This window comes from Deinococcus sp., assembly GCF_018260555.1.
Lineage (GTDB): Bacteria > Deinococcota > Deinococci > Deinococcales > Deinococcaceae > Deinococcus.
The window spans coordinates 299-541 of sequence record NZ_JAGLBB010000174.1; the positions used below are offsets into that span (position 1 = coordinate 299).

Here is a 243-nt window from a genome sequence, read left to right on the forward strand (position 1 = left end):
CGTGTTGGGCAGCGAGATGTCGACCAGGGTGGCGCCCAGCTGTTCATACTGCGCCAGCGCGCCGCGCACGGCCGCTTCCACGTCCTTGGCCAGGCCCTCGCCGAAGTACTCGCGCGGCACGCCGATGCGCAAGCCCGTCAACGGCTGGCCCAGTTCACGTGAAAAATCTTCCGTCAGACCGCCCTGTTCCGGCGACAGGCTGGTCGAGTCGCGCTCGTCGAAGCCGGCCATGGCGCTCAAGAG

General features: G+C 67.9%; 1 protein-coding gene. It reads right to left on the reverse strand.

Translation table 11 applies throughout. The annotated features are described in order from the left end of the window. The coding region (locus QZ271_RS14475) for an amidase family protein (RefSeq protein ID WP_291432640.1) at positions 1–231 on the reverse strand (231 nt) is incomplete at its 3' end. Positions 232–243: the final 12 nt, after the last annotated feature.